The sequence below is a fragment of the Bradyrhizobium sp. B124 genome (genome assembly GCF_038967635.1).
Taxonomy (GTDB): Bacteria; Pseudomonadota; Alphaproteobacteria; order Rhizobiales; family Xanthobacteraceae; genus Bradyrhizobium.
The window spans coordinates 5694361-5719507 of record NZ_CP152413.1 but is presented as its reverse complement, the minus strand read 5'-3'; the positions used below and the strand labels follow the sequence as shown (position 1 = coordinate 5719507).

Annotated in this window: 28 protein-coding genes and 1 tRNA gene; 13 read left to right on the top strand and 16 right to left on the bottom strand. The window is 64.0% G+C overall.

Annotated features, from left to right (window positions below):
• Positions 1-81: 81 nt before the first annotated feature.
• From trpA to rpsA, 7 genes are all read right to left on the bottom strand, one after another.
• Complete coding sequence (gene trpA, locus AAFG13_RS27265; protein ID WP_173639758.1) at positions 82-918, bottom strand: tryptophan synthase subunit alpha; 837 nt, start codon at positions 916-918, stop codon at positions 82-84.
• Positions 915-2132: a tryptophan synthase subunit beta gene (trpB, locus tag AAFG13_RS27260; RefSeq protein WP_342708744.1), complete on the bottom strand. Its 1218-nt coding sequence runs from the start codon at positions 2130-2132 to the stop codon at positions 915-917. Before trpB ends, trpA begins: the two co-directional genes overlap by 4 nt.
• Entirely contained in the window at positions 2129-2788 is a 660-nt protein-coding gene (locus AAFG13_RS27255) for a phosphoribosylanthranilate isomerase (protein WP_212312554.1), read from the bottom strand. The genes trpB and AAFG13_RS27255 overlap by 4 nt, the downstream gene beginning before the upstream one ends.
• A 76-nt stretch (positions 2789-2864) precedes the next feature.
• Positions 2865-3251: a LapA family protein gene (locus AAFG13_RS27250; RefSeq protein WP_207834248.1), complete on the bottom strand. Its 387-nt coding sequence runs from the start codon at positions 3249-3251 to the stop codon at positions 2865-2867.
• A gap of 83 nt (positions 3252-3334) precedes the next feature.
• Complete coding sequence (locus AAFG13_RS27245; RefSeq protein ID WP_050426527.1) at positions 3335-3664, bottom strand: integration host factor subunit beta; 330 nt, start codon at positions 3662-3664, stop codon at positions 3335-3337.
• A gap of 174 nt (positions 3665-3838) precedes the next feature.
• A complete protein-coding gene (sppA, locus tag AAFG13_RS27240) occupies positions 3839-4816 on the bottom strand; it encodes a signal peptide peptidase SppA (protein ID WP_212312556.1) in 978 nt (325 codons plus the stop codon).
• A gap of 286 nt (positions 4817-5102) precedes the next feature.
• Positions 5103-6812, bottom strand: a complete 1710-nt coding sequence (rpsA, locus tag AAFG13_RS27235) for a 30S ribosomal protein S1 (RefSeq protein ID WP_050404279.1) — start codon at positions 6810-6812, stop codon at positions 5103-5105.
• A gap of 497 nt (positions 6813-7309) precedes the next feature.
• On the opposite strand from rpsA, the gene AAFG13_RS27230 reads away from it, so the two are divergent.
• Positions 7310-7483 (top strand): hypothetical protein, encoded by a 174-nt coding sequence (locus AAFG13_RS27230; RefSeq protein WP_342708743.1) that lies wholly within the window; start codon positions 7310-7312, stop codon positions 7481-7483.
• Between the two features lie 90 nt (positions 7484-7573).
• Here the strand turns inward: AAFG13_RS27230 and cmk are convergent, their stop codons facing one another.
• Both cmk and aroA read right to left on the bottom strand, forming a co-directional pair.
• Entirely contained in the window at positions 7574-8203 is a 630-nt protein-coding gene (gene cmk, locus AAFG13_RS27225; RefSeq protein WP_176534641.1) for a (d)CMP kinase, read from the bottom strand.
• Positions 8200-9537, bottom strand: a complete 1338-nt coding sequence (aroA, locus tag AAFG13_RS27220; protein WP_342708742.1) for a 3-phosphoshikimate 1-carboxyvinyltransferase — start codon at positions 9535-9537, stop codon at positions 8200-8202. The genes cmk and aroA overlap by 4 nt, the downstream gene beginning before the upstream one ends.
• 146 nt (positions 9538-9683) lie before the next feature.
• Between aroA and AAFG13_RS27215 the strand changes: the two genes are divergently transcribed.
• The 3 genes from AAFG13_RS27215 to AAFG13_RS27205 all read left to right on the top strand — a co-directional run bounded on the left by AAFG13_RS27215 (position 9684) and on the right by AAFG13_RS27205 (position 10637).
• The gene (locus AAFG13_RS27215) at positions 9684-10094 is read left to right on the top strand and encodes a TIGR02300 family protein (RefSeq protein ID WP_092126373.1); all 411 of its coding nucleotides are present in this window, start codon (positions 9684-9686) and stop codon (positions 10092-10094) included.
• Positions 10095-10189: 95 nt separating this feature from the next.
• Positions 10190-10265, top strand: a tRNA-Ala gene (locus AAFG13_RS27210).
• Between the two features lie 132 nt (positions 10266-10397).
• A complete protein-coding gene (locus AAFG13_RS27205) occupies positions 10398-10637 on the top strand; it encodes a GIY-YIG nuclease family protein (protein ID WP_342708741.1) in 240 nt (79 codons plus the stop codon).
• 299 nt (positions 10638-10936) lie between these two features.
• Here AAFG13_RS27205 and AAFG13_RS27200 read toward each other — a convergent pair whose 3' ends face one another.
• Positions 10937-11398 carry a MarR family transcriptional regulator gene (locus AAFG13_RS27200; RefSeq protein WP_342713403.1) on the bottom strand — a complete coding sequence of 154 codons (462 nt, stop codon included), beginning with the start codon at positions 11396-11398 and terminating at the stop codon, positions 10937-10939.
• A 172-nt stretch (positions 11399-11570) separates the two neighbouring features.
• Here AAFG13_RS27200 and AAFG13_RS27195 point away from each other — a divergent pair, with 172 nt between their 5' ends.
• The 8 genes from AAFG13_RS27195 to AAFG13_RS27160 all read left to right on the top strand — a co-directional run bounded on the left by AAFG13_RS27195 (position 11571) and on the right by AAFG13_RS27160 (position 19045).
• The gene (locus AAFG13_RS27195; RefSeq protein ID WP_076863571.1) at positions 11571-11996 is read left to right on the top strand and encodes an organic hydroperoxide resistance protein; all 426 of its coding nucleotides are present in this window, start codon (positions 11571-11573) and stop codon (positions 11994-11996) included.
• Between the two features lie 221 nt (positions 11997-12217).
• Positions 12218-13423, top strand: coding sequence for a CaiB/BaiF CoA-transferase family protein (locus AAFG13_RS27190; protein WP_342708739.1), 1206 nt, complete (start codon positions 12218-12220; stop codon positions 13421-13423).
• A 412-nt stretch (positions 13424-13835) separates the two neighbouring features.
• On the top strand, positions 13836-15152 hold the full coding sequence (gene ugpB, locus AAFG13_RS27185) for a sn-glycerol-3-phosphate ABC transporter substrate-binding protein UgpB (protein ID WP_212312564.1): 1317 nt from the start codon (positions 13836-13838) through the stop codon (positions 15150-15152).
• A 62-nt stretch (positions 15153-15214) separates the two neighbouring features.
• Positions 15215-16096 carry a sn-glycerol-3-phosphate ABC transporter permease UgpA gene (gene ugpA / locus AAFG13_RS27180; protein ID WP_212312565.1) on the top strand — a complete coding sequence of 294 codons (882 nt, stop codon included), beginning with the start codon at positions 15215-15217 and terminating at the stop codon, positions 16094-16096.
• Positions 16096-16944, top strand: a complete 849-nt coding sequence (gene ugpE / locus AAFG13_RS27175; protein WP_223971514.1) for a sn-glycerol-3-phosphate ABC transporter permease UgpE — start codon at positions 16096-16098, stop codon at positions 16942-16944. Before ugpA ends, ugpE begins: the two co-directional genes overlap by 1 nt.
• A complete protein-coding gene (locus AAFG13_RS27170) occupies positions 16944-18026 on the top strand; it encodes a sn-glycerol-3-phosphate import ATP-binding protein UgpC (RefSeq protein ID WP_342708738.1) in 1083 nt (360 codons plus the stop codon). The genes ugpE and AAFG13_RS27170 overlap by 1 nt, the downstream gene beginning before the upstream one ends.
• A 276-nt stretch (positions 18027-18302) precedes the next feature.
• A complete protein-coding gene (locus tag AAFG13_RS27165; protein ID WP_092120814.1) occupies positions 18303-18728 on the top strand; it encodes an Hsp20 family protein in 426 nt (141 codons plus the stop codon).
• A 50-nt stretch (positions 18729-18778) separates the two neighbouring features.
• Positions 18779-19045, top strand: a complete 267-nt coding sequence (locus AAFG13_RS27160; protein ID WP_176534635.1) for a DUF1150 domain-containing protein — start codon at positions 18779-18781, stop codon at positions 19043-19045.
• A gap of 103 nt (positions 19046-19148) precedes the next feature.
• On the opposite strand, the gene AAFG13_RS27155 is transcribed toward AAFG13_RS27160, so the two are convergent.
• Together AAFG13_RS27155 and AAFG13_RS27150 are read right to left on the bottom strand one after the other, a co-directional pair.
• A complete protein-coding gene (locus AAFG13_RS27155) occupies positions 19149-20480 on the bottom strand; it encodes an MFS transporter (RefSeq protein WP_342708737.1) in 1332 nt (443 codons plus the stop codon).
• Positions 20481-20817: 337 nt separating this feature from the next.
• Positions 20818-21165 carry a DUF6665 family protein gene (locus AAFG13_RS27150; RefSeq protein WP_342708736.1) on the bottom strand — a complete coding sequence of 116 codons (348 nt, stop codon included), beginning with the start codon at positions 21163-21165 and terminating at the stop codon, positions 20818-20820.
• A 261-nt stretch (positions 21166-21426) separates the two neighbouring features.
• Between AAFG13_RS27150 and AAFG13_RS27145 the strand changes: the two genes are divergently transcribed.
• The gene (locus AAFG13_RS27145; RefSeq protein ID WP_342708735.1) at positions 21427-21984 is read left to right on the top strand and encodes a cytochrome P460 family protein; all 558 of its coding nucleotides are present in this window, start codon (positions 21427-21429) and stop codon (positions 21982-21984) included.
• Between the two features lie 48 nt (positions 21985-22032).
• On the opposite strand, the gene AAFG13_RS27140 is transcribed toward AAFG13_RS27145, so the two are convergent.
• The 4 genes from AAFG13_RS27140 to AAFG13_RS27125 all read right to left on the bottom strand — a co-directional run bounded on the left by AAFG13_RS27140 (position 22033) and on the right by AAFG13_RS27125 (position 25011).
• Complete coding sequence (locus AAFG13_RS27140) at positions 22033-22233, bottom strand: hypothetical protein (RefSeq protein WP_212312592.1); 201 nt, start codon at positions 22231-22233, stop codon at positions 22033-22035.
• A gap of 42 nt (positions 22234-22275) precedes the next feature.
• Positions 22276-22518: a hypothetical protein gene (locus tag AAFG13_RS27135; protein WP_171947927.1), complete on the bottom strand. Its 243-nt coding sequence runs from the start codon at positions 22516-22518 to the stop codon at positions 22276-22278.
• A gap of 187 nt (positions 22519-22705) precedes the next feature.
• Complete coding sequence (locus AAFG13_RS27130) at positions 22706-22957, bottom strand: type VI secretion protein (protein ID WP_249132099.1); 252 nt, start codon at positions 22955-22957, stop codon at positions 22706-22708.
• 515 nt (positions 22958-23472) lie between these two features.
• Positions 23473-25011 (bottom strand): AMP-binding protein, encoded by a 1539-nt coding sequence (locus AAFG13_RS27125; protein ID WP_212312596.1) that lies wholly within the window; start codon positions 25009-25011, stop codon positions 23473-23475.
• Between the last annotated feature and the right edge of the window lie 136 nt (positions 25012-25147).

The window sequence follows — 25147 nt, the reverse complement described above, 5'->3', positions numbered from 1 at the left end:
GTCCCGCACCAGCTGGATATATGGCGGGCCGGGCGAACCCGGCAAGCCGCCGTCTGCGGCCTTGTTGCCGCAAAATGTGGCTTATTCAGCGGCCTGCTTGGCGCCCCGGACCCCCTGCGCCAGCGCGGACACCAGGTCCGCCACCGCGCTCACGGTCTTCGGCGTCGCGCGGCCCTCGGCATCGAGATTGGCGCGCACCACGTCGACGATCGCGGTGCCGACCACGGCGCCGTTGGCGTTCTCGGCGATCGCGCGCGCCGTTTCCGGAGTGCGGATGCCGAAGCCGACACAGACCGGCAGCTTGGTGTGCCGCTTGATGCGGGCAACGGCTTCCGCAACCGCGTTCGAATCGGCCGTCGCAGCGCCGGTGATGCCGGTGATCGAGACGTAATAGACAAAGCCCGAGGTGTTCGCGAGCACCGCCGGCAGGCGCTTGTCGTCGGTGGTCGGCGTCGCCAGCCGGATGAAGTTCAGCCCGGCCTTCAACGCGGGGATGCAGAGCTCGGTATCTTCCTCCGGCGGCAGGTCGACGATGATCAGGCCGTCGACGCCGGCGGTCTTGGCATCGGCCAGGAAGCTCTCGACGCCGTAGATGTAGATCGGATTGTAGTAGCCCATCAGCACGATCGGCGTCGTGTTGTCGTCCTTGCGGAAGTCGCGGACCATCGCCAGCGTCTTGCGCAGCGTCATGCCGCCCTTGAGCGCGCGCAGGCCGGCGGCCTGGATCGACGGGCCATCGGCCATCGGATCGGTGAAGGGCATGCCGATCTCGATGACGTCGGCGCCGGCCTTCGGCAGCGCCTTGAGGATGTCGAGCGAGGTTTTTGCGTCGGGGTCGCCGGCCATCACGAAGGTGACGAAAGCGGAGCGGCCCTGCTGCTTCAGCTCGGCGAAACGTGCGTCGATACGGGTGGTCACTTCTTCCTCGCCTTCAAGATGTCGCCGACCTGCGGCACGTCCTTGTCGCCACGGCCCGAGAGATTGACCACCATCAGGTGATCCCTCGGCCGTTGCGGCGCGAGTTCGGACAGTTTCGCGATGGCGTGTGCCGATTCCAGCGCGGGGATGATGCCCTCGAGGCGCGACAGCAGCTGGAACGCGGCCAACGCTTCCTCGTCGGTCGCCGAGAGATATTTCACGCGGCCGGTCTCATGCAGCCAGGCGTGCTCGGGGCCGATGCCGGGATAATCGAGGCCGGCCGAGATCGAATGCGCTTCCTCGATCTGACCGTCGGCGTCCATCAACAGATAGGTGCGGTTGCCGTGCAGCACGCCGGGGCGCCCGCCGGCGAGCGAGGCCGCATGCAGCTGCGTCAGCCCGTGACCAGCCGCTTCGACACCGAATATCTCGACCGAGGGATCGTCGAGGAACGGATGGAACAGACCCATCGCATTGGAGCCGCCGCCGATGCAGGCGATCAGCGAGTCCGGCAGCCGGCCCTCGGCCTCCTGCATCTGCGTGCGCGTCTCGTGGCCGATGATCGACTGGAAATCACGCACCATCATCGGATAGGGGTGCGGACCCGCCACCGTGCCGATGCAATAGAAGGTGTTGTGCACGTTGGTGACCCAGTCGCGCAGCGCGTCGTTCATCGCGTCCTTCAGCGTGCGCGCGCCCGACTGCACCGGGACGACCTTGGCACCCAGCATCTCCATGCGGATCACGTTGGGCTGCTGCCGCTCGACGTCGATCGCGCCCATATAGACCACGCATTCGAGCCCGAACCGCGCGCACAGCGTCGCCGTCGCCACGCCATGCTGGCCGGCGCCGGTCTCGGCGATGATGCGCTTCTTGCCCATGCGGCGCGCGACCATGATCTGGCCGAGCACGTTGTTGACCTTGTGCGAACCGGTGTGGTTGAGCTCCTCGCGCTTCAGATAGATCTTGGCGCCGCCGAGATGCTCGGTGAGCCGTTCGGCGAAATAGAGCGGCGAGGGCCGGCCGACATAGTCCTTTAGATAGACATTCATCTCGGCCTGGAACGCCGGATCGGCCTTGGCGTCGGCATAGGCCTTTTCGAGATCGAGGATCAGCGGCATCAGCGTTTCCGCGACGAAGCGTCCGCCGAAAATGCCGAAATGCCCGCGCTCGTCGGGGCCGCTGCGGAAGGAATTGGGCAGGTTTTGATTCATCGAACCATCAGTTCTTGGGTTGCGCGTGCGGCGCGGATGAAGGCGCGGATCAGCTCGGGATCCTTGACGCCCGGCGTGCGCTCGACGCCCGACGACACGTCGACCCCGCCGGCGCGGGTGACGCGGACAGCTTCAGCGACGTTGGCGGCGTTGAGCCCGCCGGAGACCATGTAGGGCAGCGCGAGATCGAGATTTTCCAGCAGGTGCCAATCGAACGGCGCGCCGAGACCGCCGGGCCGGGTGGCATCCTTCGGCGCGCGGGCATCGAACAGGATACGGTCGGCGACGCCGGCATAGCCCGGCAGCGGGGCGAGGTCGGCCGCGGTCTCGACCGGCAGCGCCTTCATCAGCGGCAGGCCGAACTTCTGCTTGATGTCGCGCAGCCGCGCGGTGGTTTCCTTGCCGTGCAATTGCAGGATATCCGGGCGCAGCGTCTCGACGATGTTTTCGAGCGTGGCGTCGTCGGCATCGACCGTCAGCGCGACCTTGACAGCGCGGCCCTTGGCGCGGCTGCCAAGCTCGCGCGCGGTCTCGAGGCTGATATGGCGCGGCGACGGGGAGAAGAACACGAACCCGACCATGTCCGCGCCGCCCTCAAGCGCGACGTCGAGCGTCTCGCGCGTGGACAGGCCGCAGATTTTGACGAGCAGGGGCATGGTCTCGAAACGGGTCTCAAAAACGGGTTTTCGGGCGGCCGGAACAGGGGTTGCCCCGGGTCCGACGGGGCGGGTTCTACAACGTCGCGCCCTGCTTGTCTCGCCCATTGGGCCCGTAAAAGCCCAGCTGGGCCGGGGCCGAACGACGCTGCGCGTCGTCCCGGGAGGCCGTGGCCCTGAGGTCGGCGAGCTCGGCGCGGACGTGGCGGGCGTCGGCCTCATGCTGCCGGGCGGCGCGGCGCCAGCGCCCTTGCTTGAACCAGGTTCCAATACCACCGGCGATTACGCCGAGAATGGCGGACGCGATGATGACGACGAACAGCGGCAGTGTGACCGCAACCGTCGGCGTCACAGAGTTGAAGGGATCAAACGACACCGTCACCCAGTGACGGTTGGCGACGGCGAAGATGATGAAGATCAGTCCGAGCGGAACGACGACCACTGCCGTGAAGAACTTTCGCATGACCATCTCTCGCAGCGATGGAGAAAGTGCGGGCCCATCGCTCGCAGCAACGACAACGCCGGGCGTCGCGCTAAGCGTCAGCCTTAAGCATCAGCCTTGGGCGCGTCGATCTTGGAGGCTCCCGCCTCAGCCTCGTCGCGATTGAGGCGCTCGCGCATTTCCTTGCCGGTCTTGAAGAACGGCACGCTCTTCTGGTCGACCGGCACATGCTCGCCGGTACGCGGATTGCGGCCGGCACGGGCCGGGCGATGCTTCACCGAGAAAGCGCCAAAACCGCGCAGCTCGACGCGGTCGCCACGCGCCAGCGCCGCGACGATTTCATCGAGAATCGCATTCACAATATTCTCGACGTCCCGCTGATAGAGGTGCGGGTTGTGCTCGGCGATACGCTGAACAAGTTCGGATTTGATCATCGAAAATGGGATCCGGGCTCTTGCGGAAACCCATTTCCGTGAAAATGCCGTGCACTGTCAAGACGCTAAATCGATTTAGGACGCCGTGAAATCGCGTGACAAATAGCCCAATTGGGGCATGCGGCGATTCCCGCAGAGCGAGAATACCCTGATCAGTACGCCTTTCGCTCTCGACTAGTCGGTTCCTCCGGGAGTCCACAACGCCAGCATGCCGTCGAGCCCGAACCGGTCGACCGCCTGGGCAACGCCACCCTGCTCGATCCGCCGCGCGATGCCGCCAAGGCCGAACGCATCGAGCGTCATCGACGCCGCGGTGCGCAGGAAGGTCAGGTCGCTGAATCGCGGATTGAGCTTGTAATTGCGCACCGGCAGGTCGCTTTTGACCTTCTTCTCCGCAACCAGCCAGGCGATCGCGGTCTTCTCATCCCCGAGCTGATCGATCAGCTTGAGATCGACCGCCTGCCGGCCAGTGAAGACGCGGCCATCCGCGACCTTCTCCAGCAGGGCGTCGTCCATGCCGCGCCGTTCCTTCACCAATCCACGGAACCACGCATAGGAATCCTTGACCAGGCCGTCGATCGCAGCGCGGGCCTCCGGACTGGTCGGCTCGAAGCCGTTGGGCGCCGCCTTCAGCGGGGAAGACTTGATCTCCTCCATCTTCACGCCGACGGTCTTGAGCAATTCGGACACGTTGGGAAACTGGAACAGCACGCCGATCGAGCCGACCAGCGAGGTCTGCTGGGCGACGATATGGTCCGAGGCGATCGCCGTGATGTAGCCGCCCGAGGCCGCCAGTCCCTCGACCACGACGACGAGCGGCTTCTTCGCCTTCAGCTGCATCAGCGAGTCGTAAAGCTGCTCGGAGCCCGCAGTGGTGCCGCCGGGCGAATTGATGTGCACGACCACGGCCGCATAGCTTGACTTGCCGAGCCGCTCCAGCGCTTCGACGCGCTCCTGGTCGCTGCGGATCAGGCCGTCGATATTGATCCGCGCGATCGTGTTCGACGTCGAAAAGGTGCCGCGTCCGCCGGCGGCGATCACGCCCACGCCGACGATGGCCGCGATTGCAATGACCGCAGCGGCGACGCGCCAGAACGTCAGCTTGCGCCTGATCCGGCGGCGGTCGACGATCACGTCTGAATCCAGCGACATCCGATCTCTCCCGAAATAGTCAGCGCGCAATCCGCGCGTTTTGCCGTCGCAGCGTCACTATCAGCTTAGCCAAATACATCAATTGCGACGCAATATGAAGAAAACAAGGCCCGTCATGTTGCCTGCATCGTAGCCCGGATGAAGCGCAGCGTAATCCGGGAAGAATCGTCGCGGGGACAGAGCCCCGGATTTCGCTGCGCTTCATCCGGGCTACGGATTACGGGATAACAAAAAGGGCCCCGGCTTGCGCCGGGGCCCCGATTGTTCGCCTCAACGAGACGAAGGCTTACTTGTCGGTGCCGCGGTTCTTCAGCGCGGTGCCGAGGATGTCGCCAAGCGTCGCTCCCGAATCGGAGGAGCCGTACTGCGCGATGGCTTCCTTCTCTTCAGCAACTTCCAGCGCCTTGATCGAGACCTGCACCTTGCGGGCCTTCTTGTCGAACTGGATGACGCGGGCATCGACCTTCTCGCCGACGGCAAAGCGTTCGGCGCGCTGGTCGTTGCGATCGCGGGCCAGCTCGGACCGCTTGATGAAGGTGGTGAACTCGGTGCCCGAAATCCGGACCTCGATGCCGCTCTCCTTCACTTCGAGCACTTCGCAGGTCACGACCGCGCCCTTCTTGACGTCGCCCGGCTCGGCGAAGGGATCGCCTTCGAGCTGCTTGACGCCGAGCGAGATACGCTCCTTCTCGACATCGACATCGAGCACCACGGCCTTGACCATGTCGCCCTTCTTGAAGTTGTCGATGACCTGCTCGCCCGGAAGCTTCCAGTCGAGGTCGGAGAGGTGAACCATGCCGTCGACGTCGCCCTCGAGACCGAGGAACAGACCGAACTCGGTCTTGTTCTTGACCTCGCCCTCGACCACCGAACCGACCGGGAACTTCTCGACGAAGACTTCCCAGGGATTGCGCATGGTCTGCTTGAGACCGAGTGAGATGCGGCGCTTGACCGAATCCACTTCGAGCACCTGCACTTCGACTTCCTGCGAGGTCGAAACGATCTTGCCGGGGTGCATGTTCTTCTTGGTCCACGACATCTCGGAGACGTGGATCAGGCCTTCGATGCCCGGCTCGAGCTCGACGAACGCGCCGTAGTCGGTGATGTTGGTGACGCGGCCGGTGAAGCGGGCACCCAGCGGGTACTTGGCTTCAATGCCCTGCCACGGATCATCCAGCAGCTGCTTCATACCGAGCGAGATGCGGTGCGTCTCGTGGTTGATCTTGATGATCTTGACCTTCACGGTCTGGCCGATGGTCAGCACCTCGGTCGGGTGGTTGACGCGACGCCAGGCGATATCGGTCACGTGGAGCAGGCCGTCGATGCCGCCGAGATCAACGAACGCACCGTAATCGGTGATGTTCTTGACCACGCCGTCGATCACCTGACCCTCTTCGAGGTTCTGCACCAGCTCCTGGCGCTGCTCGGCGCGGGTCTCTTCGAGAACCGTGCGGCGCGACACCACGATGTTGCCGCGGCGGCGGTCCATCTTGAGGATCTGGAACGGCTGCGAGTTGTTCATCAGCGGCGCAACGTCGCGGATCGGACGAATGTCGACCTGCGAGCGCGGCAGGAAGGCCACCGCACCGTCGAGGTCGACCGTGAAGCCGCCCTTGACCTGGTTGAAGATGACGCCGTTGACCTTTTCGTTGTTCTGGAACGCCTTCTCGAGCTTGCCCCAGCTTTCCTCGCGGCGCGCCTTGTCGCGCGACAGCACGGCTTCGCCGAGCGCATTCTCGATCCGGTCGAGGAACACCTCGACTTCGTCGCCGACTTTCAGATCGCTTTCACGGCCGGGGCCGGCGAATTCGCGCAGCGCCACGCGGCCTTCGGTCTTCAGGCCGACGTCGATGACGGCCATGTCCTTCTCAATTGCAACCACCTTGCCCTTGATGACCGAGCTTTCCTGCAAATTGCCGCCGGCAAAGGATTCATCAAGCATCGCCGCGAAATCGTCGCGGGTGGGGGTATAGGAAGACACAGTATTCGAAGCCATTTGTTCTCCAAATGCGGGATCATGCCGGCCGTTCGGGTTGATGGGCGCACCGCGCGCGAAGTGTCAGGGTTCCGCAAACCCTGACGACCGCTCATTGCAGGAGGTGCAACAGCGGGCCGGCAGTAAAACTGCACGTTCGGTACGTTTGAATTGTCGGGAGCCTGAAACGAAAATATCGCCTTCAAGACCTGGGAGCGGGCGTTCCTCCAGATGCGGCGAGGGCTCAAACCCGGCGCCGGCCCGCTCAGACACGGCCTCGACACGGTCGATGGCGCTCCGAACGGCGCTGATATAGCTCCGGGGCCCATTTTGAGCAAGCCGGAAATGCCCGATTTGCGGGCGCTTAAGGCTAATCGCGCCCCGACGGCGCTCCAGATCCGGCGTCGCAACGCGCTGTTGACCGAGTCGCGTGAAATGCCCCCGCAGGAGAACGCCGCGGAACCCACCCTTAAGCAGCACCCCATACGATAGCACCGTTCAAAACAGGGGGATTACCAATGAAAAGCTTTATGGTGCTGGCGGCGATTGCCGTCCTGACGATTGGAAATGCGATTGCCGGGATGCCCGGCGCTGCTCCGGCCGCACACGGCACGTCTGCCGCGGTGGCGCAGCCGCTGCTCAGCATGGCCGAGCAGGAATTGCCGTTCGACCGCTACTGGTCGAAGAACTGATCCAATGGCTCCAAAACCACACGATCTAGGTGCGCCTGGCGCGGTGACCTCGTCATCGCGCTTTTTCTTTTCCGGGGCTTGGCGGCGGGATCAGCGCCGGGCGCGCGCCGCCTCGACGATGGCGATGGCGGCGCGGACGCCGGCCTCGATGTCGAGATTGGAATTGTCCAGCGTGTGGGCGTCCGCCGCCGGCCGCAACGGCGCAACGGCACGGTTCTTGTCCCGCTCGTCGCGCTTGAGGATGTCAGCCAGCACCGCCTCCTCGTCGGCGTCCTCGCCGCGGGCGCGGGCCTCCAGGGTGCGCCGCCGCGCCCGCACGCGGGGATCGGCCACTACGAAGATCTTCACGTCGGCGTCCGGGCAGATCACGGTGCCGATGTCGCGTCCATCCAGCACCGCACCGGGCGGATCGGCGGCGAACTGGCGCTGGAAGTTGACCAGCGCCTCGCGCACCTTGGGAAAGGCCGAGACGACAGATGCGCCCTCGCCGACCTTCTGGGTCTTCAGGATCGGATTGCCGAACTTCTCGGGATCGAGCTCGAGCGCGACGGCCACCGCCAGCGCCTCATCGTTGAGATCGGCGCCCTGCGCCATCATCGCATAGGCCACCGCGCGGTAGATCACGCCGGTGTCGAGATGGCGGTAGCCGTAGTGGTGGGCGAGCCGCTTGCCGAGCGTGCCCTTGCCGGAGGCGGCGGGTCCATCGATGGCAATGATCATGCGAAGTCAGCTCCGAGCGCGCGCATCATCGGTATGAAATCCGGGAAACTGGTGGCGATGAAGGCGGTGTCATCGATCTTCACCGGCCGATCCGAAGCACAACCCATCACCAGCGCCGACATCGCGATGCGATGATCCATATGGGTGGCAACAAGGCCGCCGCCCGGAACGTGGCCGCGGCCCTCGACGATCAGGTCATCGCCGGAAACCTCGACCTTGACGCCGTTGACGCGCAGCATGTCGGCGGTGGCTTCGAGACGGTCGGACTCCTTGACGCGCAGCTCCTGCAGGCCGCGCATGATCGTGGTGCCCTCGGCAAACGCCGCCGCAACCGCCAGCACCAGATATTCATCGATCATCGACGGCGCGCGCTCCGGCGGCACCTCGACGCCCTTCAACTTCGAGGCCCGCACGCGCAATTGCGCCATCGGCTCGCCGGCATCGCCGCGCGGATCGCTCTCCTCGATCGAGGCGCCCATTTCGCGCAATGTGGTGAACAGGCCGGTGCGCAGCGGATTGGTCATCACGTCGGAGAACACGACGTCGGACCCTTCGACGATCAGCGCCGCGACGATCGGGAACGAGGCCGAGGACGGATCGGCGGGCACCACGACCTCCGCGCCGTGCAGCTCGGGCTCACCGTTCAGCGAGATCCTGCGGCCGTGGCTGCCTTCCTTCTCCGTGGAGATCTCGGCGCCGAAATGCTTCAGCATCAGCTCGGTGTGGTCGCGGCTCGCCTCCTGCTCGATGACCGTGGTGATGCCGGGCGCGGACAGGCCCGCCAGCAGCACCGCGGACTTGATCTGGGCCGAGGCGACCGGGGTCTTGTAGACGATCGGCACCGGATAGCGGGCGCCATGCAGGGTGAGCGGCAGCCGGCCGCCCTCCCTGACGTCGCTGGTCCGGGCGCCCATCAGCTCCAAGGGATCGAGAATCCGGCGCATCGGCCGCGTACGCAGCGAGGCGTCGCCGTCGAAAATGGCCGCGATCGGGCAGCCGGCCACCGCACCCATCACCAGCCGGCAGCCGGTGCCGGAATTGCCGAAATCGAGCGGCGCCGAGGGCTGGGCGAAGCCCCCGACGCCGACGCCCGAGACCGACCAGGCAAAGGGCGCTGTCCGCTCCACCTTGGCGCCCAGCGCGCGCATGGATTTGGCGGTATTGAGGACGTCCTCGCCCTCCAGAAGGCCGGAAATGCGGGTTTCGCCGACCGAAAGCGCCCCGAGGATCAGGGCACGGTGGGAAATCGATTTGTCGCCGGGAACGCGGACCTTGCCGGCCAGGGGGCCGCAAACGCGCGATTCCAGCGGGGTCGGGGTGTCGGAATGGGCCAAGATTGTGTCCTCTCGCGCCGCGGCAGGTATCACATAGGCAACACCGCGTCACGCGCCCGTCACTTGCGCGCAAACCGCTATTGACAGCGGCTCCTCAACTAGCCAAGTGAAGCACCGTTTTTCAGCAAAATTCTGGGATGACCACGTTGGCCAAGTCCGAGCTCGGAACCAAGCGCATTTGCCCGACCACGGGCAAGAAGTTCTACGACCTCAACAAGAATCCGGTGATTTCGCCCTACACCGGCGAGGTCGTGCCGATCGCGCCCGTAGCCCCGCCGCGGGGCGGCCGTGGCGCCACCGTCAGTTCACCTGCGACCGCCGCCGAGATGCCCGAGGCGGCCGAGACCGAAGAGTTGGTCTCGCTCGAGGAGGCCGATGCCGAGGAGAACACCGGCAAGGTCAAGGCCGTGGTTCCCGAATCCGAGGACGATATCGAGGTCGATGAGACCATCGACGACGATGACGACGACGATTCGACCTTCATCGCCGACGAGGAAGAGGGCGATGAGGACGTGACCGATATTATTGGTGACGTCGGCGGTGACGAAGAGACTTGAGATCGGCGCCGATCTATGATCAACGGTGCTGCCGCGCGAGTCATCCAGGCCGCGCGGGCCGGGATCGATCCCCCAGGATCATCCCAACTGGATAAGGGGCCATAGCTCAGCTGGGAGAGCGCTTGCATGGCATGCAAGAGGTCGGCGGTTCGATCCCGCCTGGCTCCACCACGCTCCGCCCTTCGGGCTACGCGTGGCGCAGCCACGAGTTGCCTGAAGGGCGAAGCGTGGTGTCCGGCGTAGCCCGAAGGGCGAAGACGGACTGCCAAGGGTTCTACTCCCGTCCGGCCTCAGTGGAAGCGAATGTGGTGCGTCTACATCATCCGCAGCATCAACTTCCCTGAGCAAGAATACATTGGCGCCACCGAGGATCTGAAACGGCGGATTCCCGAGCATAACGCCGGCAAGTCCGCGCAAACCTCAAAATTCAAGCCGTGGCAGCTCGTCTGGTACTGCGCATTTCCCGACAAGTACAAAGCCCTGGCGTTCGAGAAATACCTCAAGTCCCATAGCGGCCGCGCCTTCGCCAAGAAGCGCCTCTAGCAACCTCCGCGCCGCATTTTTGATCCAGAACAAAGCTCGAGCGTCCATTGGTTGCTATCTTCTCCGGTGCCAACGGACGCCAAGCCATGCGCGATTCCAGCTGGACCGAATTCTTGCGGTGCCCGAGGTGCCAGCGCACGGGCCATGCCCGGCTTTCGGAGATCACGCCCTTCCGAAATCGGATCGAACTGGTCCCGGAGGGCTTCGAGATTCGTCACGACGAGCGCGGCAGTGATTTCCAGTGCGCGACTTGCAGAGTGCCGGCGCAGCCCTAACAAGCGCGCCCCGTTTCGCGGCCGCTACTCCCCCAGCACCGCATTGAGCCGGTCGCGCAGCGCGACGATCTCGTTCTTCATCGCCATCAACTCGCCAACCGTACAGTCCGAGGCCGCGAGGATCGACTGCGGAACGGCCTTGGCCTTTTCACGCAGCGCGTGGCCCTGCGGCGTCAGCGCGATCAGCACCACCCGCTCGTCTTCGGTGCTGCGGGTTCGCCTGATCAGTTCCGCCGCTTCCAGCCGTTTCAGCAGCGGCGTCAGCGTGCCGGAATCCAGGAACAGCCGCTCGCCGAGGTCCTTCACCGGCACGTTGTCGCGCTCCCACAGCGCCAGCATCACGAGATACTGCGGATAGGTCAGCCCGAGCCGGTCGAGCAGCGGCTTGTAGACGCGGTTGAAGGCGTGCGCGGTCGAATAGACCGCAAAGCAGATCTGGTTATCGAGCCGCAGCGCCTGATCCGCCGCCGTCTGTTTCCTGACCATGATTCCCATCGAATCCATCTCGTTTCCGGGTCATTCTGGGCTCACAGGACCGCGGATTCAATTGCGAACAATTAAATGTGAGGCCGCATAATTTATATTGCGCACAATCTAATTGGATGCAACACATGTCACATCGAATTCGAACTGAAGTCCAAACCCAAGGGAGACCACAATGTCTGTGAACGTGCTCTACAAGACCAGCGCCAAGGCAACCGGCGGCCGCGACGGCCATGCAGCAACGCTCGACGGCGCACTCGACGTCAAGCTCACGACCCCGAAGGAGCTCGGTGGCGGGGGTGGCGCCGGCAACAATCCGGAGCAGCTGTTCGCAGCCGGCTATGCCGCCTGCTTCATCGGCGCCATGAAGTTCGTGGCCTCCCAGGGCGGCCCCAAGGTTCCCGCCGACGCCTCGGTGACCTCGACGGTCGGCATCGGCCCGCGTTCGGAAGGCGGCTTCGGCCTTGCCGTCGATCTCGCCGTCTCGCTGCCCGGCCTCTCCCGCGCTGATGCCGAAGCGCTGGTCGAGAAGGCCCACCATGTGTGCCCCTATTCCAACGCGACCCGCGGCAATGTCGACGTCAAGCTGAGCGTCGTCTAGTTCACCGACTGCCGATAGTCCGCCACGTCCCGCGTGGCGGACTATTGCATTTCAAGAGAGCATTGCATTGCGGATGCCAGTTCGCTCTTTTCAGTTCGCTTGGCGAACGCACGCGCCGCCTGCTGCATGGGCCTGCGCCGACGGAAGCATTGCTGCCTCGCCTGAAGACCGTTAGCTCTGGGACCTCGTCTTCTAGTCCCAACTGAGCGAAGGTTGTTTCCATGAATACCCCAGCGGCTACGGGCGCGATGACCGGACTGCGCGTGATCGATCTGACGCGCGTGCTCGGCGGCCCGTATTGCACCCAGATCCTTGCCGACCACGGCGCCGACGTGATCAAGGTCGAGCCGCCCGCCGGCGACGAGGTGCGCGACTGGGGCCCTCCCTTCCATGAGGAAGACGCGGCCTATTTCGTCGGCATCAACCGCAACAAGCGCTCGATCGGCCTCGACCTCGCCTCCGAGGGTGGACGCGCGGTGCTGATGAAGATGCTCGAAACCGCCGACGTGCTGATCGAGAACTTCAAGCCGGGCACGCTCGACAAATGGGGCATCGGCAACGACGTGCTGCGCGCGAAATTTCCGCGCCTCGTGCATTGCCGGATCTCCGGCTTCGGCGCCGACGGCCCGCGCGGCGGCAATCCCGGCTATGACGCGATCATCCAGGCGATGACCGGCATGATCGCGGCGACCGGTTCGCCCGAGAGCGGCCCGATGCGCATCGGTGTGCCGCTGGTCGACATCACGACCGGGCTCTATGCGGCGATCGGCATCCTGATGGCGCTGTCGGAGCGGCAGCGCTCGGGGCTCGGCCAGTTCATCGAGACCACGCTGTACGAGACCGGGCTTGCGATCATGCATCCGCACACCGCGAACTATTTCATGCATGGCAAGCCGCCATCGCTCACCGGCAACGAGCATCCCAACCTCGTGCCTTACGCGATCTTCCCGACCAAGACCGACAACATCTTCATCGGCGTCGGCAATGACGGCACCTTCCGCAAGCTCGCCAAGGAGATCGGCAAGCCCGAGCTCGGCACCGATCCGCGCTTTGCCCGCAACAAGGACCGCATCGCCAACCGCGATGCGCTGCGGGCCGAGCTTGCCGCGGTGTTCAGCCAGCACGAGGCCGAACCGCTGTGCAACCGGCTGCTCGCCGCCGGCTTGCCGGCCGGCCCGGTGCAGAAGATCGACCAGGCGCTGACTAACCCGCACACGATCCATCGCGGCGACGTCATCGAGAAGGATTGGTACAGGGGCGTCGCCTCGCCGATCCGCCTCGAACGCACCAAGCCGAGCCTGCGCCGCACGCCACCGAAGTTCAGCCAGCACGCTGCGGAAGTGCTCGGCGAGTTCGGCTACTCCAAGGACGAGATCAACGGCCTGGTCGACAAGGGCGTGGTCTGCGGTCCCCAGCGCCAGCGCTGACGCGTCAGGAGATCACGTCGAATAGCGACCGCGATGGCGGTGCACTCCCTCGCCCCGTTCTTACGGGAAGAGGGTTGGGGTGAGGGGCTGTCTCCGCGCATACGACAGTAGCGGCGTTTGCGGAGAATCCCCCTCACCCGGAACGCATCTAACGATGCGTTCCGACCTCTCCCCGCACGCGGGGCGAGGTGATGCGGAGTCCGTGTCTTCGAGAACCGTCAGCCCCTGCGGTGCAACGTCGCGTCCGGCGTTGCACCGCACGCACGCGGCTGCGTTCTCCGCCTTTTTTAGCGCTTCCCTTTGCTTCGGCTTCCCCCGTACCATGGCTTTCGTTTATACGGTCATTTGAACGTCATCCGGCGCTGTTAACGCGCGCAACGAAAGATGACGTTCCAACCGGGAGGGGCTTTTGATGATTTTCAGACGACTCGGCGCTGCTGCGGCAGCTGCTGCCACGCTTGTATTCGCGTCGCCTGCGTTTGCAGTGACGGAGATTCAGTGGTGGCACGCGATGACCGGCGCCAACAACGACGTCATCGTCAAGCTGGCCAACGATTTCAACGCCTCGCAGTCCGACTACAAGGTGATCCCGACCTACAAGGGCGGCTACGCCGACACCATGAACGCCGGCATCGCTGCGTTCCGCGCCGGCAACGCGCCGCACATCATGCAGGTGTTCGAGGTCGGCACCGCAACGATGATGGCCGCCACCGGCGCCGTCAAACCGGTCTACAAGCTGATGGCCGACGCCGGCGAGAAGTTCGATCCGAGCGTCTATCTGCCCGCGATCACCGGCTATTACTCGACCTCAAAGGGCGAGATGCTGTCGTTCCCCTTCAACTCGTCGTCGACCGTGATGTGGGTCAATCTCGATGCGCTGAAGAAGGCCAACATCGCGGAGATTCCGAAGACCTGGCCGCAAGTGTTCGAGGACGCCAAGAAGCTGAAGGCGGCCGGCTACACCACCTGCGGCTTCTCCGGCTCGTGGGTCACCTGGGTCAATCTCGAGCAGCTCTCGGCCTGGCACAACGTGCCGCTCGCCAGCAAGGCCAACGGCCTCGACGGCTTCGACACCGTGCTCGAATTCAACGGTCCGCTGCAGGTCAAGCATCTCGAGAACCTGGTCGAGCTGCAAAAGGACAAGACCTACGACTATGCCGGCCGCACCAACACCGGCGAAGGCCGCTTCACCGCGGGCGAGTGCCCGATCTACCTGACCTCGTCGGCCTTCTTCGGCAACGTCAAGGCGCAGGCCAAGTTCAACTTCACCGCCGCGCCGATGCCGTATTATCCCGACGTCAAGGGCGCGCCGCAGAACTCGATCATCGGCGGCGCCTCGCTGTGGGTGATGGGCGGCAAGTCGGCCGAAGAATACAAGGGCGTGGCCAAGTTCCTGACCTTCCTCTCCGACACCGATCGCCAGATCTGGATCCACAAGGCCTCGGGCTATCTGCCGATCACGAAGGCAGCCTACGCCAAGGCCAAGGAAGAGGGCTTCTACAAGGACCAGCCCTATCTCGAGACCCCGCTGCTCGAGCTCACCAACAAGGAGCCGACCGAGAATTCCCGCGGTCTGCGCCTCGGCAACATGGTGCAGCTGCGGGACATGTGGTCGGAAGAGATCGAGCAGGCGCTGGCCGGCAAGAAGACCGCCAAGCAGGCGCTGGACTCGGCCGTCGAACGTGGCAACCAGATGCTGCGGCAGTTTGAAAAGACCGCCGTCCACTGACATGATGTCTTGAGACCATCAACCGGCAGGCCGCAAACGCGGCCTGCCATTTTGCCGAGATCATGCAAAAGCAAGCGATTTTCCAGTCAAAGCTGTTGCCTTACGCGCTGGTTGCCCCGCAACTCGCAATCGTCCTGATCTTTTTCTACTGGCCGGCCGCGCAGGCGGTGATCCAATCCTTCCTGCTGCAGGACGCCTTCGGCCTTTCGACCACCTTCGTGTGGTTCGAGAACTATCTCGAATTGTTCAAGGACCCGGCCTATTTCGCCGCCATCGTCCGAACCTTCGCGTTCTCGCTTGCGATCGCGGTGTCCTCGTTGTCGTTCGCGCTGCTGCTCGCGGTGATGGCCGACAAGCCGCTGCGCGGCTCGACGCTGTACCGCACGCTGCTGATCTGGCCGTACGCCGTCGCCCCGCCGGTGGTCGGCGTGCTCTGGGTGTTCATGCTGCACCCCTCGCTCGGTGTGCTGTCGCGCTATCTGCGCGCCATGGGCGTTGACTGGAATCCGCTGCTCGACGGCGACCAGGCCGCAGCCCTGATCATCCTCGCCGCGGCCTGGAAGCAGATCTCCTACAATTTCCTGTTCTTCCTCGCCGGGCTGCAGAGCATCCCGAAGAGCGTGATCGAGGCCGCCGCGATCGACGGCGCCCGCCCGATGCGGCGGTTCTGGACCGTGATCTTCCCGCTGCTGTCGCCGACCATCTTCTTCCTGCTGGTGATCAACATCGTATACGCCTTCTTCGACACCTTCGGCATCATCGACACGATGACCCGCGGCGGCCCCGGCAAGGCGACCGAGACGCTGGTCTACAAGGTCTATACCGATGGCCTGCTCGGCGGCAATCTCGGCTCCTCCGCGGCACAGTCGGTCATCCTGATGGTCATCGTCATCGTGCTGACCGGCATCCAGTTCCGCTTCGTCGAACGCAAGGTGACCTACTGATGGTCGAGGAGGAGGGTTTCCAGCGCTATCTGGCTCACGCCATCCTGTGGATCGGGATCGCGATCGTCGCCTTCCCGGTCTATCTGGCGATCGTCGCCTCGACCCAGGACAACGCCGTCATCGCCAACGGCCAGATGTCGCTGTTGCCCGGCGGCCACTTCTTCGAGACCTACTACCAGACGCTGTTTGTCGGCACGAGCGGCTCGACCCGCGAGCCGGTGCTCAACATGATGCTGAACTCGCTGATCATGGCGCTCTTGATCGCGGTCGGCAAAATTGCGATCTCGATCATCTCGGCCTACGCGATCGTCTATTTCCGATTTCCGTTCCGGATGGCGATCTTCTGGATCATCTTCATCACCTTGATGCTGCCGGTCGAGGTGCGCATCTATCCGACCTACAAGATCGTCGCCGACCTGCATCTGCTCGACAGCTATGCCGGCCTGTCGCTGCCGCTGATCGCCTCGGCCACCGCAACGCTGCTGTTCCGGCAGTTCTTCATGACCGTGCCGGATGAATTGCTGGAGGCCTCGCGCATCGACGGCGCGGGCCCGTTCCGCTTCTTCTGGGATACGCTGCTGCCGCTGTCGCGCACCAACATGGCCGCGCTGTTCGTGATCCTGTTCATCCTCGGCTGGAATCAGTATCTCTGGCCGCTTTTGATCACCACGCGCGACGACATGCAGACCATCCAGGTCGGCATCCGCAAGATGATCACCACGACCGACGCGCTGACCGAATGGCCCGTCGTGATGGCGACCGCGCTGCTCGCGATGCTGCCGCCGGTGTTCGTCGTCGTCGTGATGCAGAAACTGTTCGTGCGCGGATTGGTGGAGACGGAAAAGTAATGGCTAACGTCACGCTGCGCAGCGTCCGCAAGACCTATCCCGGCGGCTTCGAGGCCATCAAGGGCGTCGATGTCGACGTCGGCGACGGCCAGTTCTGCGTGCTGGTCGGCCCAAGCGGCTGCGGCAAGTCCACGCTGCTGCGCATGGTCGCGGGGCTCGAGACCATCACCGGCGGCGAGATCGACATCGGCGGCCGCATCGTCAACCAGATCGAGCCCGCCGATCGCGACATCGCGATGGTGTTCCAGAACTACGCGCTTTATCCGCATATGAGCGTCTACAACAACATGGCCTACGGCCTGCGCAACCGCGGCATGGCCGAAGCCGAGGTCAAGACCCGCGTCGAGGAGGCCGCGCGCGTGCTCGAGCTCTCGCCGATGCTGGAGCGCAAGCCGCGGCAGCTGTCCGGCGGCCAGCGCCAGCGCGTCGCGATGGGCCGCGCCATCGTGCGGCAGCCGAAAGTCTTCCTGTTCGACGAGCCGCTGTCGAACCTCGACGCCAAGCTGCGCATCGCGATGCGGGTCGAGATCCGCAAACTGCAGCGCCGGCTCAACACCACCTCGATCTACGTCACCCACGACCAGCTCGAGGCGATGACGCTCGCCGACATCCTCGTGGTCATGAATGGCGGCCAGGTCGAGCAGATCGGCAATCCGCTGGAGATTTATCAAAAGCCGGCGACCACCTTCGTCGCCTCCTTCATCGGCGCCCCGCCGATGAACCTGATGCCGCTGCGCTCGGACGAGCTGCAATCCCAGATCGCGGGCGCCGATGGTGCCGGCATCGTCGGCATCCGGCCGGAGGATTTCGTGATCACCGGCGAGACCGCATCCGGCGGCGTCGCGCTCGGCCTGACGGTCGAGGCGATCGAGCATGTCGGCGCCGAGACCTTCGTCTATGGCAGCCGCCAGCGCGAGGAACGGGCCATCGCCGCCAATCCGGGCGAGCTGCCGCCGGGCGAGGTGATCGTCCGGGTTCCCGGCGCCACGGGGCCTGCGATCGGCGAGCAGATCCGGGCGGTCGCGCCGCGCGACAAACTGCATCTTTTTACCGCTGACGGCCGCAAGCGCGTCGGCCCGTAACCGATCAGGAACGATCGGGGGCCATCCTGGCGCGTTTTCGAGCGAAGTGGACACCGGTTCGCATGAAGAAAACGCGCCCAAAAACAAAAAGTGGAATATATCGGTCCTGATTTGATCAGAACCGATATGCGTCGGGCGGCATTTACGCTGGTTTCAGAAGCGCTTGAACGCTATCCAGATCACTCCCATATTGGCTTATGACCGACGGGCAAGCGGCCCGCCGGTTGCATGGGGTGCCGCAAGGGCCCCTCAAAGTCGCTTCGAGAGGACTTTGTAATGTCTCGTGTTCCATCGTTGTCCAGTCCGTTCCTTCTGGGATTCGACGAGATCGAGCGTGCGCTCGACCGCGTCGTGAAGGGCGCTGACGGCTATCCTCCGTACAATATCGAGCGGTGCGACCGTACCAACGGGCAGCCCGAGCGGTTGCGCATCACGTTGGCGGTGGCGGGCTTCACCCGCGACCAACTCGATGTAACTATTGAGGAAAATCAGCTCGTCATCCGCGGCCGCCAGCAGGACGACAAGGCTCGGCAATACATCCATCGCGGCATCGCCGCGCGCCACTTCCAGCGCACCTTCGTGCTGGCGGAGGGGATGCAGGTGCTGGGCGCGGATCTGAAGAACGGGTTGTTGTCGATCGACCTGGCCAGGCCGGAACCTGAACGGGTCGTTAAGACAATCGCTATCAATGAACACGAATAATAGAAACAACGAGCGGACTCGACCGCTTATCTGACTGAGGAGTCGAGACCATGAGTGAAGCGAATATCATCTTCCAATCCGAGAGCGTCACGCCGGAAGCGCTGGCCCATCTGGGCGAGGGCCATATCGCCTATGTGAAGCAGGTCCGTTCCGAGGACGTGCCGGATCTCTTTCCGCAGGCGCCGAAGATCGCGCCGGGCCTCAAGCTGTTCGCATTGCATGCCGCCGACGGCACGCCGATCATGCTGACCGACAGCCGCGAAGCCGCGATCGCGAACGCCTGGAGCAACGAGCTGCAGGCCGTCAGCGTGCACTAGCGCACGGCTAATTCAGCATCCGCGAGTTCAATGCGCGGGCACGCCTCGACACCGATCGAGGCGGCCCGCGCATTTTTTTGCGGACGTCGTTTGGATCACTCCATCAGGGCCTGTCGTGCTCCTCCGAAATGTCCTTGTTGGTGTAGTCGGGCATCATCGCGGTCGCGACAATGCTGACCACCGCGCAGAACAGAATGTAGAGCGCGATCACGTAGCCGGAGCCGGTGGCGGCCAGCAGCGCAGTGGCGATCAACGGTGCCGGTCCGCCTGAGATGACCGAGGAGAGCTGGTAGCCGATCGAGCAGCCGCTGTAGCGCAGCCGCGGCGTGAAGCATTCGGCGATCAGCGCCGCTTGCGGACCATACATCAGGTCGTGCGGCACGAATGACAGCACGATGGCGATGAAGATCAGCGCCGGCGCTGCGGTGTTCAGCAGGCCGAAATAGACGAAGCCGAACAACCCGGTCAGGACCGAGCCGATCAGATACATCCGCTTGCGCCCGATGCGATCCGACAGGTGCCCGGCCAGCGGGATGGTGACGAGTGAAACGAGACCGGCACAGATCAGGCAGATCAGCAGGAAGTCGCGGTCTTGGTGGATGACCTGGGTGCCGTAGGCGAACACAAAGGCGAGATAGATGTAGGCCGGCGCCTGTTCGGCCATCCGCGCCAGCGCTGCGAGAATGATCGACCGCGGCTGCCTCCTGATCACCTCGATCACCGGAACGCGCGCGACGCGATTCTCGGCCACGATCCGCCGGAACGTCGGCGTCTCCATGATGCCGAGCCGGATGTAGAGCCCGATCGCGATCATCACGAGGCTGAGCAGGAACGGAATGCGCCAGCCCCAGACCAGAAACTGGTCGCCGGAGATTCGGCTGAACACCAGCACCGCGATATTTGCCAGCAGCAACCCGGCGGGGCCGCCGAGCTGCGGCCACGAGGTGATGAAGCCACGGTGCTTGTTGGTTCGCGCCCACTCCATCGAGAGCAGCACCGAACCACCCCACTCGCCGCCGACGCCGACACCCTGGAGGAAACGGATGACGGTCAGGATGACGGCGCCCCAGATGCCGATCTGGTCATAGGTGGGGACGAGGCCGACCGCCGCGGTGGCGATCCCGGTCAACAGCAGCGTGGCGATCAGCGTCGCCTTGCGGCCGATGCGATCGCCGAAGTGGCCGAAGATCGCGGCACCGATCGGCCGCGCGATGAAGCCCACCGTGTAGATGGCGAAGGCCTCCAGCACGCCGACCAAAGGATCGGACTTGGGAAAGAACAGCTTGCCGAAGACCAGGCCGGTCACCGTGCTGTAAAGCAGAAAGTCGTACCATTCGATGGTGGTGCCTACCGTGCTGGCAATCAATGCGCGCCGCAATTGCGCCTGATGCTCGGCTTCCGGGAGCGGGGCGACTACAATGTCCAATGTCGTCATTGTACATCTCCCTGGCCCGACATGTTCGGGCCATCTGGAATGCGTTTCGTCCCCCGTCCACGGCAGTGGACGGTGGTATCGATGCCCGGTTATTTGTTTGGTTGGGGCAGGGCCGCAAATCGCGGGGCGTGCCCATGCAGGCCTCAAGGAAGCCGGTCCTGGATCGCGCGCGGCCTAACCGATCGCCATCGCGGGAGTACGACATCCCTTCATGACACGGTCTTGCAATCCGAAATCTAGTCCTTTGGTCCGCCCGGTAAATTCGACCTTGGTCTGTGGCACTGGCCGTCGAACATGCTCGTCGACGACTGCTGCAGCGCGGTGGCAGTCCGCGCCTTTATGGCGATGCGGTCGATGTGGCGAGCATCGGCCCCATGCAGTGCTGCACTTCGCCGGGCACGCTGTAGGTGCGCATGATCGCGCGGCTGTCGCGCATGCCGCACGCTTCCCGCTGCACCACGAACATCCAGAGCGCATGGCCAGCTTCCCGCACCAGGATGCGCCGCGCCTGTTGGGCGGATGTCGGTGCTTCAGCGCGCGGATGAGCGGCATCGAACTCGCGCAATCTAGCGAGAGCCTGCTCCAGCGCGCGGCCCATGCGTCCGAGCGCGGAGGCCTTCTCCTCGGCGAGCTCGTAAGCGAGAACGTCGACGGGAGTGCGATGGAAGCGAAAGTCGAGGGACATCGGAATCCCCTGGGGTCGGATGCACGACGATGACCCTTGAGTCTTCTGGCGCGATGGGACGGTTGTCAATAGGTGCTCACGCCGTGGCTTCGGGCCGCGGACCATGGCAGCGGCCCCATTTCGCTCCGCGCCATTCCATGCTGTAATTCGTTCCCGCGACCAACGGTCCGCGCAGCCTTGGGCCTCGGAGAAGGCAACGCGATAAGAGGAATTTCCAGCAAGAGAATATCCGCCGCCAAATCGATTGAGGGAGATACGACCATGCGGAAGAGCTCGCTGATCAATCTCGTTGCTTCGGTTTCGATTTCCGTCCTCGCGACCGGTGTCGCGATTTCCGCGCAGGACAAATACAGTCTGCAAGTGCCCGGTGGGCTCGCGTTCTCCGAGTTCAGGGGATACGAGGACTGGTCGGTGATCGCGATCAGCGAGAACGAAGGCGTCATCGCCGTGATCCTGGGCAATCCGGCGATGATCGGTGCCTACCGCGAGGGCGTGCCCGGCAATAGCAAGCCGTTTCCGGACGGCGCCAGGATGGCGAAGATCCATTGGATCCCGAAAAAGCAGGAGGCGTATCCCGGTCAGCCGACGGTGCCGGGTACGCAGCACGACGTCGACTTCATGGTGAAGGACAGCAAGCGGTTCGCAGACAGCGGCGGATGGGGATACGGCGCGTTCGAGTATGATGCGGCGTCGGATGTGTTCAGGCCGGCCACCACGACGGACAATCCGCCACAGGAGAACGACGCGAAGTGCGGCTATGCCTGCCACACCGTGGTGCAAAACCGCGATTACGTTTTCACCGAATACGGCAAGAGGTGAACGCCGATCGCGAGCTGGCGCTCCGTCAGCCGCGTGCGGTTTCCGGCTTTAGTCCCTTGCTGTAGCGGAGTCCTCCGCGCTGATGGCGCGGTCCAAGGCTTCAACCAGCGCCTGCACTTCGACGAACTTGCTGCGGGCCCGCTCCGCCTTGTCACGATCGAACGGAGCGGCCAGCACTTTCGCGTGTGCGTCCCTGTCCTCGATCATGCGATCGCGGGCCTTCTTCAGTGTTTCAAGTCGCTCGCTCATCTAGGTCCTCCCGTACGTACCTGCTCACTCGCAACCAGGGATTCAGCCGAAATTGGCCGGAAGCTCACCCTTCCGGAAGAAGACCATGGGCTCATCATCATAGTCGCCCATTTCGGGGTCGCCGGTGGACGAGAATGCGACGACGGCGAGCTTGCTCAACGCCAGGCGCTCTGCCGTTCGCAGCGCGCCATTTGCCGTCTTGCAGACGATTGGAGAGTCGGGCTTCAGATGCCCACCCTTGCCGGCGTTGAATGCCTGCACGACGTAGGTCGTTTCGCGGGCCATGAAGGCTCCTTTGTGCTGCCAAGAGACGCGGTTGACGCCGGCGGCGAACGCCGCACGCAGCGTTTGTCGTCACAACGGGCGCGGAAATCTTGATCGCGCCGAAGCTGGAAACGCGTCGGACAGGGCATATGACGAAACCATCGATCGCCCTCGCTGTCTCCCGCTCCCGTGCGCGTGGTCGCAGATCTCAGCAGCCGCGGCAGATATTCTTCAGCTTCGCCGCAACGCGGGCATCTTCCGCGATCAACGGGTCCTTGTATTCGGATCGCGGCGCGTTGCTATCGATGGCCGGAGGCTTCTTGACCGTCGGAGGGAACGCGGCATCGTAGCAGGCGAGACGACCGACCGTGCCTTCGATCTTGTGGCAGGCCGGTTCTGCGGCGAGCGCGCCTTGTGCAAGCAGGCCGGCCGCAACCGCGGCGAATAGCAGCGTTCTCATACAGGTGCCTTTCCGGGCGATCATCACACTGAGCATTTCGTGATTTTGGTTGTGCGCCGACTGCGCGCTTGCGCGTTGCCGGTCGCATCAAGCGTCGGCCTGGCGTGGCCAAACGCCGGCACTGACGAATTCATCGTTGAGGTGCCTTATCCATGCAAGACGGCGGCAGCGGCCACCAGGAGCAAAAGAAACAGGGGAACGATCACCGGCGGCACGATCCAATCGGCCAGACGAAACCCAGACACGTATGCTCCTCATCTGTTGGCGGGAGCCCTACGTTACCCTCAGTCACCGGTGGATGCCGTGGATGGGCGGTGATGACGCGACTCTACGCTCAAAGCCGGCGAATAGCGAGCGTTTAAAACCTGATGCGGCAACAGCGTCAGGTCCACAGCGTCACCATCAAGCGCCGCCTAGAGCGTTTTCGAGCGAAGTGGATACCGGTTCGCGTGAAGAAAACGCGTCAAAACAAGAATCTAGAGCCCCGTTCCGATTCAATCGGAACGGGATAGGCTCTAGCCGCCTGAACGCTCCGTCAAGCGCGCGCGGATGTCCGGCTTCAGCACCTTGCCGACCTTGGAACGCGGCAGATCGTCCCAGACCTCAATCTGCTTCGGCGTCTTGATGCTGCCGACCTGCTGCTTGACGAACGCGGCCAGCGCCGTCGCATCGACGGTCTGGCCGGCGCGCGGCTGCACCACCGCGACGATGCGCTCGCCCCATTTGTCGTCGGGCAGCCCGATCACGGCACAATCCTGCACCGCCTCGTGGGCGCGCAACGCGTTCTCGACCTCGATCGAGTAGACGTTGAAGCCGCCGGTGATGATCATGTCCTTGGCGCGGTCGACGATGTAGAGATAACCGTCGCCGTCGATGTAGCCGATATCGCCGGTGTGGTGCCAACCATGCGCCGAGGCCTCACGCGTGGCCTCCGGGTTCTTGTAGTAGCCCTCCATGACAAGCGAACCGCGCACCACGATCTCGCCGCGCGATCCGGCGGGCAACAGCTTGCCGTCGCCATCCATGATGCCGGCCTGCACCAGCGGACCGATCCGCCCGGCGGAGGCAAGGCGCTCCATCGCGATGGTGCCGTCTGCATTGTAGTGATCGGCGGGCGCCATCATCGAGATCATCATCGGCGCCTCGGTCTGGCCGAACAGCTGGGCCATCGGCCCGATCCGTTTCAGGGCCTCGGCGAGCCGCGTCGCCGAGATCGGTGCCGCGCCGTACCAGAAGCATTGCAGCGAGCTTCGATCGGCCGCATCGAGCCCGGGATGGTCGAGCAGCATGTAGATCACGGTAGGCGGCAGGAAGGTATGCGTGACGCGATAACGCTCGATCAGCGCGAGGAACTCGCCGATGTCAGGGTGATGCATGATCACGACGCGGCCGCCCAACGTCATGATCGGAAAACAAAGCACGCCGGCGGCATGGGTCAGCGGCGCCAGCGCCAGATAGATCGGACGGCCCTTGAACGGGTAACCCATCAGGGTCAACGCGGTCATCGCCTCGATGTTGCGCCCCGAAAGCATCACGCCCTTCGGCTTCCCGGTGGTGCCACCGGTGCCCGGGATCATCGCGAGATCGTCGATCGTCTCTCGCTGATAGACATCATCGGCGAGCTCGCCGAGCCAGCGGTCGAATGACGGCGCGAATGGCAGCTCGGTATCGAGGCAGACCAGCGCGCGCAGCTTGGGCAGATCCTGCCTGACGGCTTCGACCATCGGCGCGAAGCTCGAATGAAACAGCAGCAGGCTGCAATCGAACTGGTCGAGGATGAACTTGTTCTCGGTCGCCTCGTTGCGCGGATTGATCGGGCACCACACCGCGGCGGCGCGCGAGATGCCGAACACGCAGGCGAACGCGAGCGGATCGTTGCCGGACAGGATCGCGACCTTCTCGCCGGGCGCGATGCCCGACCGCTCGAGCCCGCGCGCGATCCGGTAGCTCAGCCGCTGCACCTCGCCATAGCTGAGGTCGCGCCCGTCCATGGTAAGGCACGGCGCGTCGGCGCCGAGCGAGGCACCCTTGTCGAGATAATCGATGAAGCGCATGGCAGGTCTCGCGCAAGAGGCGGGTGACGCGCTACTGCGTCACCCGCGGAGGCGGCGTTTTCGAGCAGATTGGATATCGGTCCGCCTGACGAAAACGCTTCAGGGAACGGAGTGTTGGGCCCCGAGCCAATCGGGG

Coding starts and splice junctions, on each gene's coding strand:
- ugpB (WP_212312564.1), top strand. CDS start 13,836: ATGATTTTCAGACGACTCGGCGCTGCTGCGGCAGCTGCTGCCACGCTT.
- AAFG13_RS27145 (WP_342708735.1), top strand. CDS start 21,427: ATGCGGAAGAGCTCGCTGATCAATCTCGTTGCTTCGGTTTCGATTTCC.
- AAFG13_RS27255 (WP_212312554.1), bottom strand. CDS start 2,788: ATGCCCCTGCTCGTCAAAATCTGCGGCCTGTCCACGCGCGAGACGCTC.
- AAFG13_RS27155 (WP_342708737.1), bottom strand. CDS start 20,480: ATGACGACATTGGACATTGTAGTCGCCCCGCTCCCGGAAGCCGAGCAT.
- AAFG13_RS27200 (WP_342713403.1), bottom strand. CDS start 11,398: ATGGTCAGGAAACAGACGGCGGCGGATCAGGCGCTGCGGCTCGATAAC.
- AAFG13_RS27230 (WP_342708743.1), top strand. CDS start 7,310: ATGAAAAGCTTTATGGTGCTGGCGGCGATTGCCGTCCTGACGATTGGA.
- sppA (WP_212312556.1), bottom strand. CDS start 4,816: ATGTCGCTGGATTCAGACGTGATCGTCGACCGCCGCCGGATCAGGCGC.
- ugpA (WP_212312565.1), top strand. CDS start 15,215: ATGCAAAAGCAAGCGATTTTCCAGTCAAAGCTGTTGCCTTACGCGCTG.
- AAFG13_RS27135 (WP_171947927.1), bottom strand. CDS start 22,518: ATGGCCCGCGAAACGACCTACGTCGTGCAGGCATTCAACGCCGGCAAG.
- AAFG13_RS27245 (WP_050426527.1), bottom strand. CDS start 3,664: ATGATCAAATCCGAACTTGTTCAGCGTATCGCCGAGCACAACCCGCAC.
- trpB (WP_342708744.1), bottom strand. CDS start 2,132: ATGAATCAAAACCTGCCCAATTCCTTCCGCAGCGGCCCCGACGAGCGC.
- AAFG13_RS27205 (WP_342708741.1), top strand. CDS start 10,398: ATGTGGTGCGTCTACATCATCCGCAGCATCAACTTCCCTGAGCAAGAA.
- AAFG13_RS27250 (WP_207834248.1), bottom strand. CDS start 3,251: ATGCGAAAGTTCTTCACGGCAGTGGTCGTCGTTCCGCTCGGACTGATC.
- AAFG13_RS27130 (WP_249132099.1), bottom strand. CDS start 22,957: ATGAGAACGCTGCTATTCGCCGCGGTTGCGGCCGGCCTGCTTGCACAA.
- AAFG13_RS27165 (WP_092120814.1), top strand. CDS start 18,303: ATGTCTCGTGTTCCATCGTTGTCCAGTCCGTTCCTTCTGGGATTCGAC.
- AAFG13_RS27125 (WP_212312596.1), bottom strand. CDS start 25,011: ATGCGCTTCATCGATTATCTCGACAAGGGTGCCTCGCTCGGCGCCGAC.
- cmk (WP_176534641.1), bottom strand. CDS start 8,203: ATGATCATTGCCATCGATGGACCCGCCGCCTCCGGCAAGGGCACGCTC.
- AAFG13_RS27195 (WP_076863571.1), top strand. CDS start 11,571: ATGTCTGTGAACGTGCTCTACAAGACCAGCGCCAAGGCAACCGGCGGC.
- rpsA (WP_050404279.1), bottom strand. CDS start 6,812: ATGGCTTCGAATACTGTGTCTTCCTATACCCCCACCCGCGACGATTTC.
- AAFG13_RS27170 (WP_342708738.1), top strand. CDS start 16,944: ATGGCTAACGTCACGCTGCGCAGCGTCCGCAAGACCTATCCCGGCGGC.
- ugpE (WP_223971514.1), top strand. CDS start 16,096: ATGGTCGAGGAGGAGGGTTTCCAGCGCTATCTGGCTCACGCCATCCTG.
- AAFG13_RS27160 (WP_176534635.1), top strand. CDS start 18,779: ATGAGTGAAGCGAATATCATCTTCCAATCCGAGAGCGTCACGCCGGAA.
- AAFG13_RS27150 (WP_342708736.1), bottom strand. CDS start 21,165: ATGTCCCTCGACTTTCGCTTCCATCGCACTCCCGTCGACGTTCTCGCT.
- AAFG13_RS27140 (WP_212312592.1), bottom strand. CDS start 22,233: ATGAGCGAGCGACTTGAAACACTGAAGAAGGCCCGCGATCGCATGATC.
- AAFG13_RS27190 (WP_342708739.1), top strand. CDS start 12,218: ATGAATACCCCAGCGGCTACGGGCGCGATGACCGGACTGCGCGTGATC.